The organism is Arenimonas terrae (genome assembly GCF_006265115.1).
In the GTDB taxonomy this organism is placed as follows: Bacteria; Pseudomonadota; Gammaproteobacteria; order Xanthomonadales; family Xanthomonadaceae; genus Arenimonas; species Arenimonas terrae.
On sequence record NZ_SMDR01000002.1, the window covers coordinates 449240 to 460263 of the forward strand.

An 11024-nucleotide genomic window follows, 5' to 3' on the forward strand; every position below is an offset into this window, starting at 1 on the left:
ACCTGCACGATGAGCGAACGCCCCAGCATCGAAGACAGCCGCACCCACCCGGGCATCCTGGTCGCCAGCGGCGACTGGACCCTGGCGAACGCTGACGCGATGCTGGCCCTGCTCGAGCGCGCGCCGGACTCGGCGGTCGACATCGACGGCCGCGACATCACCCGGCTCGATTCGGCCGGCGCGATGATGCTGTCTCGCTATGCGGTGAAGGTCGGCCTGGGCCTGTCCACGGTCGAAGTGCAGCCGCAGTACGAACCGCTGACCCGGACCGTGCAGGCGATCTGCGAGAACCCCCGCCGCGTGCGCCGCAAGGGCTTCGGCTTCCGCGACATGCTGGCGCGCATGGGTTACGCCACCGAGGACGTGACCCGCGAGGTGCTGGCCCTGGTCGGCTTCCTGGGCCTGACCCTGACCACCGTGTTGAAGGCGATCGCCCAGCCCTCGCGCCTGCGCCTGACGCCCACCGTGCACCACATGGAGCAGGTCGGCCTGGACGCGGTGCCGCTGGTGATGCTGCTTAGCTTCATGGTCGGCGCGGTGATCGCCTTCCTTGGCGCGACCGTGCTGCGCGACTTCGGCGCCGAGATCTTCGTGGTCGAACTGGTCGGCATCGCCTTCCTGCGCGAGTTCGCCGTGCTGCTCACCGCCATCCTGCTGGCCGGCCGCACCGCCAGCGCCTTCACCGCCCAGATCGGCGCGATGCAGAGCGGCGAGGAAATCGACGCCATCCGCACCCTGGGCCTGGACCCGATCGAGCTGCTGGTGCTGCCGCGGCTGTTCGCCCTGCTGGTGATGCTGCCGCTGCTGACCTTCCTGGCCATGGTCTCGGGCATCGTCGGCGGCATGGCGGTGAGCATCGGCAGCCTGGACATGACGCCGGAGATGTTCATCACCCGCCTGCACGACACCCTGTCGGTGCGGCACTTCTGGGTCGGCATCTCGAAGGCGCCGATCTTCGCGGCGGTGATCGCCCTCATCGGCTGCCTGGAAGGTTTCCAGACCCAGGGCACGGCGCAGTCGGTCGGCGAACGCACGACCTCGGCGGTGGTGCAGACGATCTCGCTGGTGATCCTGATCGACGCCTTCGCGGCGCTGTTCTTCCTGGAGATGGACTGGTGAGCGCCGCCATCGACGAGCAGGCGCCGGCGATCCGCGTCCGCAGCCTGGTCAACGCCTTCGGCGACCAGGTCGTGCACCAGGACCTGGACCTGGAGGTGCGCCGCGGCGAGATCATCGGCGTGGTCGGCGGTTCGGGCACCGGCAAGTCGGTGCTGATGCGGGCGATCCTGGGCCTGCGCACGCCGCAGGGCGGCGAGATCGAGGTGCTGGGCGTGGACGCGCTGTCGGACGCCGCGCGCGACACCGGCCTGATCCAGCGCAACACCGGCGTGCTGTTCCAGGGCGGCGCGCTGTTTTCTTCACTCACCGTCGCGGAAAACGTCTCGGTGCCGCTGAAGGAACACTACCCCGGGCTGCCGCCGGACATGGTGCACGACCTGGCCATGCTCAAGATCCGCATGTCCGGCCTGGGCGAGGACGCCGGCGGCAAACTGCCCTCGCAGCTCTCGGGCGGCATGCGCAAGCGCGCCGGCATCGCCCGCGCGCTGGCGCTCGACCCGGCCCTGCTGTTCCTGGACGAACCCACGGCCGGCCTCGACCCGATCGGCGCCGCCGCCTTCGACGAGCTGATCCGCACGCTGCAGCGGGCGCTCGGCCTGACCGTCTTCCTGATCACCCACGACCTCGACACCCTGTACAGCATCTGCGACCGCGTCGCCGTGCTCGCCGACCGCCGCGTGCTGGTCGCGGCGCCGCTGCCGGAGGTCGAGCGTTTCGACCATCCCTGGGTGCAGGAGTATTTCCACGGCCCGCGCGGACGCGCCGCGCAGGCCGCAAAACCAAAGGAGGCTTGAGCATGGAAACCCGTGCCAACCATGTGCTGATCGGCGCCTTCACCCTGGCCATCTTCGTCTGCGCCGTGCTGTTCGCCCTGTGGGCGGCCAAGTACACGACCGAAAAGAGCTTTCAGGAATACGACGTGGTCTTCCAGGAGGCGGTGACCGGCCTGAGCGTCGGCAGCCAGGTGCTGTATTCGGGCATCAGCGTCGGCGCCGTGCGCAAGCTGTCGCTGATGAAGGATGACCCGCGCAAGGTCGTCGCGCGCATCCGCCTGTCGGCCGACACGCCGGTGAAGACCGACACCCGCGCCAAGCTCGCGCTCACCGGCCTGACCGGCGTGGCGATCATCCAGCTCACCGGCGGCAGCCCCGGCAGCCCGGCGCTGGAGCCGCGCGAGGGCCAACGCGTGGCCCTGATCCCGAGCGAGCCCTCGGCGCTGCAGAACATCGCCGCCACCGCCAGCGAGATCGTCGACCGTGTCAACCAGCTGCTCAGCGACGACAACGTGGCGCGCGTCACCCGCACGCTCGACCAGCTCGACCAGATCACCGGCTCGATCTCGGGCGAGCGCGAGGAGATCGCCGCGCTGATCCGCAACGCCCGCGCCGCCAGCGAAAAACTCGACCAGACCCTGGCCAGCGCCGACCGCACCATCAACAACCTCGACCAGGGCCTGGTGCAGGAGCTGCCCGAGCTGGTCGCCAAGCTCGACCGCACCCTGTCCAAGCTCGAGACCGCCAGCAGCTCCGCGGACGCGATCCTGACCGACAACCGCGAGGCCTTCGCCGACTTCAGCCAGGATGGCCTGGCCCAGGTAGGCCCGACCCTGCGCCAGCTGCGCTCGCTGATCCGCGACCTCAACGGCCTGGTCGAACGCGTGGAAGGCAACCCCGCCGGCGTGCTGCTGGGCCGCGAACAACCCGAGGAGTTCGAACCATGAGCCGAGTGTCCCTGCTGGTGGCCGGCGCGATGCTGCTGATCGGCGGCTGCGCCGCGATCGGCGGCCCCAAGACCGAAGTGAAAGTGTATGCGCCGGCGACGGCGATCACCGCCGATCCGGCCTGGCCCGCGGTGGACTGGTCGCTGGCCGTCGGTGTGCAGGCCGCCAACCAGATGCTCGACTCGCCGCGCATCGCCGTGCGCCCCACGCCCGACCGCTTCCAGGCCTACAAGGGCGCGATGTGGGCCGACAACGCGCCCGACATGCTGCAGACCGCGCTGATCGAGGGCTTCGAGGACTCCGGCAAGATTCCTGCGGTCGGCCGCTTCGGCGGCGGCAACCGCGGCGACTTCGGCCTGCTGCTGGAAGTGCGCGCCTTCGAGACGGTCTACACCGGCGACAAACCCGCAGCGGTGATCGAAGCCCAGGCCAGCCTATACCGCCTGCGCGGCGGCCGCGGCGTGGTGGCGACCAAACGTTTCCGCCAGGCCGTGCCTGGCGCCGCCACCGACCTCGACAGCATGGTCTCGGCCTTCGGCCAGGCAATGTCGGGCTTGGGCACCGAGGTGGTGGGTTGGACCTTGGTCGAAGGCGAGCGCGCAGCGAAGAGCGAGGAAGTAGAGGGGAGGAAGTAGGAAGTAGAGGAAAGCAAGGGCGGGTGCGCGCACTGCTTTCTCTACTTCCTATTCACTACTTCCTATTTCCTGCTCTCAGACGATTCGCCGGAAGGTGAGATTCAGCCGCGGCGCCACCGCCCGCGCCGTGCGCGGCAAGGCGTGCCGCCAGTTCGCCTGGGTGTCGCCGGCCATCACCAGCAGGCTGCCGTGCGGCAGGTCGAGCGCGAACTTCCGGGTCGCGTCGTGCCGGTGCTTGAAGGCGAAGCGCCGCGTGCCGCCGAGGCTCAGCGACGCGATCACCGGCCGCGGCCCGAGCTCGGGCTCGTCGTCGCTGTGCCAGCCCATCGCGTCCCGGCCATCGCGGTAGAGGTTGGCGAGCACGCTGTTCATCGCCACGCCGGCGGCTTCATCGATGCGCGCGCGGATCGCCGCCAGACCCGGCGGCCACGGCCGCGGCTCGAAACGCGTGCGCGAATACACGTAGCTCGCGCCCGGATCGCCGATCCAGCAGCTGCGCCGCGGCGAATCCACCTCGCGCCCGAACATGCGGATGCGGTGCGTCTCCCAGCGGATCTCGTCCATCAGCCGATCGAGCAGCGCATCGGCTTCCGCGCGCGGCAGCCACTGCGGGTCGAAGCGCAGGTCGGCGTCGGGGATGGTGTAGGGGTGCATTCGGTGGGGAACTAGTGAAAAGGAACTAGTTCCTCGTTCGACCGCGCCTCATTCGCCGGTATCGGCGACCGACGCGAGGATCTGCCCCAGCTCCAGCAGGCGCAGGTCGCTGCCCGGCGCACCGACCAGCTGCAGGCCCAGGCCGCCCGGCAGCGGCAGGCTCAGCGCGGGGCAGCCGGCCAGCGAGGCCAGCGCGGTGAGGTCGGCCAGGTTCGCCGGTTCGTCGGCGCCGAAGGCCGGCGGCGGCGCGGCGACGGTCGGCAGCAGCAGCACGTCGTACTGCTCGAACAGGCGCCGCACCATGATCACGTGGTCGTCCAGGCGCTGGGCCGCACGCGCGTAGTCGGTGGCGGTCTTGCGCTGGGCGAAGTCGAGCAGCCAGCGCAGGCGGGTCGAGGCGCCGTCGAGGCGGTGTTCGTGCGCGGCCAGGATTTCCGCTTCCATCAGCAGCAGCGCGGCGCGGCGGGTCGCGGCCACTTCCAGCGGCGCCACTTCCAGGGCCACCGGCAGGGCGCTGCCGAACACCGGCGCCACCCGCGCCATCACGGCGCTGAAGTTCTCGACCACGGTCGCGTCCACGCCCAGCGCGGACAGGTCGGCGACGACGCCGGCCTTGAGTTCGCCCGGCACCCAGTCCGGCGGCGACAGCGGCACGCGGCGTTTGCGCGAGCGCGGGTCGCCGGCGTCGTAGCCGGCCAGCACCGGCAGCAGCAGCCCGGCGTCCTGCACGGTGCGGGTGATCAGGCCGGCGCAGTCGAGCCGGCGCAGGCCGATCGCCATGCCGCGGCAGCTGATCTCGCCAAAGGTCGGCTTGTGCGCGACCAGCCCGCAGAAGGCGGCGGGAATGCGCGCGGCCCCCAGCGTGTCGGAGCCGAGCGCGGCGATCGCATGGCCCGCGGCCACCGCGGCGGCGGCGCCGGCCGAAGCGCCGCCGGCGGCGCGGTCGGGCAGCACCGGGTTGCGCACGTCGCCGTGGTGCGGGTTGCGGCCGACGGTGCCGAACGCGGCCTCGTCGATCGCGGTCTTGCCCAGGAACACCGCGCCGGCGCCGCGCAGGCGCCGCACCGCGTGCGCGTCCTGTTCGGCCAGGCCGGGATGGCCGGGCAGGCCCAGGCCGGTCGGCATGCCGGCGATGTCGAAGTTGTCGTTGACCGCCAGCGGCACGCCGTCCAGCCGGCCCAGGGGCTTGCCCTCGGCGCGACGCTCGTCGCTGGCGCGGGCGGCGGCCAGGGCGCCGGCGGCGTCCACCCAGGTCCAGGCGTTCAGGCCACCGTCGCGGGCGATCGCGGCCAGGCAGGCGCCGGTCAACGCCTCGCTGCTGGTCTCGCCCTTGGCCAGGGCGTGCAGCACGCGATAGAGCGGGGCCTGGCGCAGGGCGTCGGGGCTGGCGGTCATGCGCGGCTCGGTCCGTGACGGGGGCGTTCAGCCGAGTTTCCTTGATTGCCCGCCTGCGGGCAAACCGGGACAATCCGGACATCAGCGTATGGAGCCAGCCCGATGAGCGAACGTGACGTGATGGAATACGACGTGGTGGCCGTGGGCGCAGGCCCGGCCGGCCTGTCCTTCGCCATCCGGCTCAAACAGCTCAAGCCCGAGCTGAGCGTCTGCGTGATCGAAAAATCCTCGACCATCGGCGCCCACATCCTGTCGGGCGCGGTGATCGAACCGGGCCCGCTGGATTCGCTGCTGCCGGGCTGGCGCGACAATCCGCCGCCGGTCTGCGTGCCGGCGACCGAGGACGAGTTCTGGTTCCTCACGAAAACCGGCGGCACCAAGTTCCCGATCGTGCCGCCGCAGATGAACAACCACGGCAACTTCATCGTCAGCCTGGGCGCGATGTGCGCCTGGCTGGCGCCGCAGGCCGAGGCCCTGGGCGTGGAGATCTACCCGGGTTTCGCCGCAGCCGAGCTGCTGTACGACGAGGCCGGCGCCGTCGCCGGCGTGCGCATCGGCGACATGGGCGTGGCCAAGGACGGTTCGCACAAGTCCGGCTACACCCAGGGCATCGACATCAAGGCCAAGGTCACCGTGCTGGCCGAAGGCGCGCGCGGGCACCTGACCAAGCAGCTGGTGCGCAGGTTCGGCCTCGACGCCGAGTCCGACCCGCAGAACTACTCGATCGGCATCAAGGAACTCTGGCAGGTGCCCGAGGGCCGCGTGAAGCCCGGCAAGATCGTGCACTCGCTGGGCTGGCCGGCCGACAGCCACACCTACGGCGGCAGCTTCCTGTACCACCTCAACAACAACCAGATCGCGCTGGGCTATGTGTCGGGCCTCGACTACCGCGACCCGAACTACCAGCCCTACGAAGCCTTCCAGCAGTGGAAGAACCATCCGTCGGTGAAGGCCCTGCTCGAGGGCGGCACCATCCTGAGCGCCGGCGCGCGCGCCATCGTCACCGGCGGCTGGCAGTCCCTGCCCAAGGTCGAGATGCCGGGCGCGCTGCTGATCGGCGACACCGCCGGCCTGCTCAACGTGCCCAAGATCAAGGGCACGCACCAGGCGATCCGCAGCGGCATGCTGGCGGCCGAGCACCTGGGCGCGCAGGGCCAGGGCCTGAGCAGCGCCGGTTTCGACGCCAAGCTGCGCGCCTCGCCGGCGATGGCCGAACTCAGGAAGGTCCGCAACATCAAGCCCGGCTTCAAGAAGGGCCTGTGGTTCGGCCTGGTCAACTCGGGCTGGGAAACGGTGACGATGGGGCTTTCGCCCTGGACCTGGCGCTGCAAGCCGGACTGGAACTCGCTGCAGAAGCTCGATGTCGCCGAACGCCCGAAGCGCGACTATGTCGAACGCAGCCTGGCTCCGCGCGACCGCCTGGCCGGCGTGTATTTCGCCGCAACCGAACACGACGAAGACCAGCCGGTGCACCTGAAGGTCTCCAACACCGACATCTGCGTGACGAAGTGCGCCGAGGAATACGGCAACCCCTGCCAGCGCTTCTGCCCGGCCGGCGTCTACGAGATCGTCGCCGAGGCCTCCGCGCCCAGCGGCCGGCGCCTGCAGATCAACGCCGCCAACTGCGTGCACTGCAAGACCTGCGACATCAAGGACCCGTACCAGATCATCACCTGGGTGACGCCGGAAGGCGGCGCCGGCCCGAACTACCAGAACCTCTGACCCGCATGCGGATCGCGCTCGCCACCGCCATCGCCGCGCACGCGCTGGACGAGGACATGGCGCCGCTGCGCGAAGCCTGCGCCGAGGCCGGCATCGCGGCGCAGGTGCTGGCCTGGGACGATCCGACGGTGGGCTGGTCGCGCTTCGACGCGGTGCTGCTGCGCTCGACCTGGGACTACATCGATCGGCTGCCGGAATTCCTGGCCTGGTGCGACCGCGTCGCCGCGCAGACGCAGCTGTGGAATCCGGCCGAGGTCGTACGCTGGAACACCGACAAACGCTACCTGGGCGAACTGGCGGCGCGCGGCGTGCCGGTGATTCAAAGCCACTTCCTGGCGCCCGGCGACGACCCGGGGTCCCTGCCCGACCTGGAAGAATTCGTGGTCAAGCCCACGGTCGGCGCCGGCTCGCGCGACGCCCAGCGCTACCTGCGCAGCGACCGCAGCGCCGCCATCGCGCATGCGCGGCGCCTGCTCGACCAGGACCGCCACGTGCTGGTGCAGCCCTACCTGCGCGCGGTGGACGAGCAGGGCGAAACCGCCCTGCTGTTCTTCGACGGGCAGTTCAGCCACGCCATCCGCAAGGCGCCGCTGCTCAAGCGCGGGCAGGCGCCGACCGCAGCGCTGTTCCAGAGCGAGAAGATCCAATCGCGCACGCCCTCGGCCGCCGAACATGAGGTGGCCGCGAAGGTGCTGGCCGCGCTGCCGTTCGGCATGCCGGTGTACGCGCGCGTCGACCTGCTGCCTTCGGCCGAGGGCCCGCAGCTGCTGGAGCTGGAGCTGACCGAACCTTCGGTCTTCCTGCCCTACGGGCCCGGCGCCGCCGACCGTTTCGTGGCGGCGCTCACGCGCCGCCTCGGCTGATTCCGCTCAGTCGCCCAGCACCCGGTCGACGACCTGCGCCGCCAGCGCCTCGGGCGTCTGCGCCGTGGTGTCGAGCACGATCTCGGCGTTCTCCGGCACCTCGTAGGGCGAGTCGATGCCGGTGAAGTTCTTGATCTGGCCGGCGCGGGCCTTGGCGTAGAGGCCCTTCACGTCGCGGCGTTCGGCTTCGGCCAGCGGCGTGTCCACGTGCACTTCCAGGAACTCGCCCGGCGCGAACAGCTCGCGCGCCATGCGCCGCTCGGCGCGGAAGGGCGAAATGAAGCTCACCAGCACGATCAGGCCGGCGTCGGCCATCAGGCGCGCGACTTCGGCGACACGGCGGATGTTCTCGACGCGGTCCTCGTCGGTGAAGCCCAGGTCCTTGTTCAGGCCGTGGCGCACGTTGTCGCCGTCCAGGATGAAGGTGTGCAGGCCCTGGGCGTGCAGGCGCTTGTCCACCAGGTTGGCGATGGTGGACTTGCCCGAACCCGACAGGCCGGTGAACCACAGCACGCGCGGCTGCTGGCCCTTGATGCGGGCGCGTGCGGCCTTGTCCACGTCCAGGTGCTGCCAGTGGATGTTGGCGGCGCGGCGCAGCGCGAAGTCGAGCGTGCCGGCGGCGACGGTGGCGTTGTCGTAGCGGTCGATCAGGATGAAGCCGCCCAGCGTGCGGTTGCGCGCGTAGGGTTCGAAGGCGATCGACTGGTCGAGGCTGAGGTTGACGTGGGCGACCTCGTTCAGCGCCAGGTGCTTGGCGGCCAGGCGCGCCTGGCTGTTCACGTCGACCTTGTGCTTGATCTCGGTGACGGTGGCGGTGACGGTGCGCGCGCCGATCTTGAGCCAGTAGGGCCGGCCCGGCAGCAGCGGCTGTTCGCCCATCCACAGCAGGTGCGCGGCGAACTGGTCGGCGGCCTGCGGCGGGTCCTCGGCAGCGGCGAGCACGTCGCCGCGGCTGACGTCCACTTCGTCGGCGAGCGTCAGCGTGACCGCCTGGCCGGCGACCGCGCGCGCCAGGTCGCCGTCGGCGGTGACGATGCGCTGCACGCGCGAGCGCCGGCCCGAGGGCACCACGACCACCTCGTCGCCCGGCGCCACGCTGCCGGCCACGAGCGTGCCGGCGAAGCCGCGGAAATCCTGGTTCGGCCGGTTCACCCACTGCACCGGCAGGCGGAATCCGCCGGCGGACGAGAGCGCCGAAGGCTGGCTGGTTTCCAGCACCTCCAGCAGCGGCGCGCCGGCATACCAGGGCATCGCCGCGGAGCGTTCCAGGAGGTTGTCGCCCTTGAGCGCAGACAGCGGGATCGCCGTCACCTGGGCGATGCCCAGCTCGGCGGCCAGCGTGCGGTAGCCCTGGGCGATGATCTCGAAGGTGGCCTGGTCGTAACCCACCGCGTCCATCTTGTTCACCGCCAGCACCACCTGGCGGATACCCAGCAGGGCGCAGATGTAGCTGTGCCGGCGCGTCTGGGTCAGGAGGCCCTTGCGCGCGTCCACCAGCACCACGGCCAGGTCGGCGGTGGAGGCGCCCGTGGCCATGTTGCGGGTGTACTGCTCGTGGCCCGGGCAGTCAGCGACGATGAACTTGCGCTTGTCGGTGCTGAAGTAGCGGTAGGCGACGTCGATGGTGATGCCCTGCTCGCGCTCGGCGGCCAGGCCGTCCACCAACAGGGCGAAGTCGATGTCCTCGCCCTGGGTGCCGTGGCGCCGGCTGTCCTTTTCCAGCGCGGCCAGCTGATCGTCGAACAGCAGCTTGGTGTCGTGCAGCAGCCGGCCGATCAGGGTGGACTTGCCGTCGTCGACGCTGCCGCAGGTGATGAAGCGCAGCAGCGGCTTGTCCTCGTGCTGGCGCAGGTAGGCGCGGATGTCGGAAGCGGCGGTCATCAGAAATACCCCTCCTGCTTCTTCTTCTCCATGGACGCCGTCGGGTCGTGGTCGATCACCCGGCCCTGGCGCTCGCTGCTGCGCGCGACCAGCATCTCGGCGATCACCTTCTCCAGCGTGTCGGCCTCGGATTCGATGGCGCCGGTGAGCGGGTAGCAACCCAGCGTGCGGAAACGCACCTTCTTGAGCGCGGGCTTCTCGCCGGGCTTGAGCGGCAGACGTTCGTCGTCGACCATGATCAGCGCGCCGTCGCGTTCGACCACCGGCCGCTCCTGCGCGAGGTAGAGCGAAGGCACCGGGATGTTCTCGCGGTAGATGTACAGCCAGACGTCGAGCTCGGTCCAGTTCGAGATCGGGAACACGCGCACGCTCTCGCCGGTGCGGATGCGGGTGTTGTACAGGTCCCACAGCTCGGGGCGCTGGTTCTTCGGGTCCCAGCGGTGCTGGTCGCTGCGGAAGGAGAAGATGCGCTCCTTGGCGCGCGACTTCTCCTCGTCGCGGCGGGCGCCGCCGATGGCGGCGTCGAAGCGGTGCAGGTCCAGGGCCTGTTTCAGCGCCTGGGTCTTCATTACGTCGGTGTGCACGGTGGCGCCGTGGCTGATCGGGCCGATGCCCTGGGCCCGGCCCTCGGGATTGGTGTGCGTGCGCAGCTCGATGCCGGTCTCGGCGGCGCGGCGGTCGCGGAAAGCGATCATCTCGCGGAATTTCCAGCCGGTGTCCACGTGCAGCAGCGGGATCGGCGGCCTCGCGGGGTAAAAGGCCTTCACCAGCAGGTGCAGCAGCACCGAGCTGTCCTTGCCGACGGAATACAGCATCACCGGGTTGCGGAACTCGGCGGCGACCTCGCGCAGGATGTGCAGGCTCTCGGCCTCGAGACGGTCGAGGTGGGACAGGGTGGCGGGACTCATGGCGGCAAGGATAAGCGCTCCCGCCACCCGCGCGGGTAATGAGCGGCGGGCATATGGCCATGCCGCTTGTTCCTTTCCGGGCCGCGAAACCCGCGCGTAGGGTGGATTCCACGCTCCCCGACCGACC

The 11024-nt window shown here is 70.3% G+C and carries 10 protein-coding genes; 6 read left to right on the plus strand and 4 right to left on the minus strand.

Going from position 1 to position 11024, the window contains the following annotated elements; genetic code table 11:
* The first annotated feature begins 9 nt into the window (after window positions 1-9).
* The 4 genes from E1B00_RS10835 to E1B00_RS10850 are packed head-to-tail and all read left to right on the plus strand — an operon-like array spanning window position 10 to window position 3474.
* Window positions 10-1119 carry an MlaE family ABC transporter permease gene (locus E1B00_RS10835; protein WP_139448603.1) on the plus strand — a complete coding sequence of 370 codons (1110 nt, stop codon included), beginning with the start codon at window positions 10-12 and terminating at the stop codon, window positions 1117-1119.
* Window positions 1116-1913: an ABC transporter ATP-binding protein gene (locus E1B00_RS10840; RefSeq protein WP_246048674.1), complete on the plus strand. Its 798-nt coding sequence runs from the start codon at window positions 1116-1118 to the stop codon at window positions 1911-1913. The genes E1B00_RS10835 and E1B00_RS10840 overlap by 4 nt, the downstream gene beginning before the upstream one ends.
* A gap of 2 nt (window positions 1914-1915) precedes the next feature.
* A complete protein-coding gene (locus E1B00_RS10845) occupies window positions 1916-2839 on the plus strand; it encodes an MlaD family protein (protein ID WP_139448607.1) in 924 nt (307 codons plus the stop codon).
* Entirely contained in the window at window positions 2836-3474 is a 639-nt protein-coding gene (locus E1B00_RS10850; RefSeq protein WP_139448609.1) for an ABC-type transport auxiliary lipoprotein family protein, read from the plus strand. Before E1B00_RS10845 ends, E1B00_RS10850 begins: the two co-directional genes overlap by 4 nt.
* Window positions 3475-3549: 75 nt before the next feature.
* Here the strand turns inward: E1B00_RS10850 and E1B00_RS10855 are convergent, their stop codons facing one another.
* The gene (locus E1B00_RS10855) at window positions 3550-4128 is read right to left on the minus strand and encodes an alpha-ketoglutarate-dependent dioxygenase AlkB family protein (protein ID WP_139448611.1); all 579 of its coding nucleotides are present in this window, start codon (window positions 4126-4128) and stop codon (window positions 3550-3552) included.
* 48 nt (window positions 4129-4176) lie between these two features.
* Window positions 4177-5523: an amidase gene (locus E1B00_RS10860; protein WP_139448613.1), complete on the minus strand. Its 1347-nt coding sequence runs from the start codon at window positions 5521-5523 to the stop codon at window positions 4177-4179.
* 102 nt (window positions 5524-5625) lie between these two features.
* On the opposite strand from E1B00_RS10860, the gene E1B00_RS10865 reads away from it, so the two are divergent.
* Both E1B00_RS10865 and E1B00_RS10870 read left to right on the plus strand, forming a co-directional pair.
* The gene (locus E1B00_RS10865) at window positions 5626-7245 is read left to right on the plus strand and encodes an electron transfer flavoprotein-ubiquinone oxidoreductase (RefSeq protein ID WP_139448614.1); all 1620 of its coding nucleotides are present in this window, start codon (window positions 5626-5628) and stop codon (window positions 7243-7245) included.
* A 5-nt stretch (window positions 7246-7250) separates the two neighbouring features.
* Window positions 7251-8108, plus strand: coding sequence for an ATP-grasp domain-containing protein (locus E1B00_RS10870; protein ID WP_139448616.1), 858 nt, complete (start codon window positions 7251-7253; stop codon window positions 8106-8108).
* A 6-nt stretch (window positions 8109-8114) separates the two neighbouring features.
* Here E1B00_RS10870 and cysN read toward each other — a convergent pair whose 3' ends face one another.
* Both cysN and cysD read right to left on the minus strand, forming a co-directional pair.
* Window positions 8115-9989: a sulfate adenylyltransferase subunit CysN gene (gene cysN / locus E1B00_RS10875; RefSeq protein ID WP_139448618.1), complete on the minus strand. Its 1875-nt coding sequence runs from the start codon at window positions 9987-9989 to the stop codon at window positions 8115-8117.
* Window positions 9989-10897: a sulfate adenylyltransferase subunit CysD gene (cysD, locus tag E1B00_RS10880; protein ID WP_139448620.1), complete on the minus strand. Its 909-nt coding sequence runs from the start codon at window positions 10895-10897 to the stop codon at window positions 9989-9991. The genes cysN and cysD overlap by 1 nt, the downstream gene beginning before the upstream one ends.
* Window positions 10898-11024: the final 127 nt, after the last annotated feature.

Coding starts and splice junctions, on each gene's coding strand:
- E1B00_RS10835 (WP_139448603.1), top strand. CDS start 10: ATGAGCGAACGCCCCAGCATCGAAGACAGCCGCACCCACCCGGGCATC.
- E1B00_RS10845 (WP_139448607.1), top strand. CDS start 1,916: ATGGAAACCCGTGCCAACCATGTGCTGATCGGCGCCTTCACCCTGGCC.
- E1B00_RS10850 (WP_139448609.1), top strand. CDS start 2,836: ATGAGCCGAGTGTCCCTGCTGGTGGCCGGCGCGATGCTGCTGATCGGC.
- E1B00_RS10855 (WP_139448611.1), bottom strand. CDS start 4,128: ATGCACCCCTACACCATCCCCGACGCCGACCTGCGCTTCGACCCGCAG.
- E1B00_RS10860 (WP_139448613.1), bottom strand. CDS start 5,523: ATGACCGCCAGCCCCGACGCCCTGCGCCAGGCCCCGCTCTATCGCGTG.
- E1B00_RS10865 (WP_139448614.1), top strand. CDS start 5,626: ATGAGCGAACGTGACGTGATGGAATACGACGTGGTGGCCGTGGGCGCA.
- E1B00_RS10870 (WP_139448616.1), top strand. CDS start 7,251: ATGCGGATCGCGCTCGCCACCGCCATCGCCGCGCACGCGCTGGACGAG.
- cysN (WP_139448618.1), bottom strand. CDS start 9,989: ATGACCGCCGCTTCCGACATCCGCGCCTACCTGCGCCAGCACGAGGAC.
- cysD (WP_139448620.1), bottom strand. CDS start 10,897: ATGAGTCCCGCCACCCTGTCCCACCTCGACCGTCTCGAGGCCGAGAGC.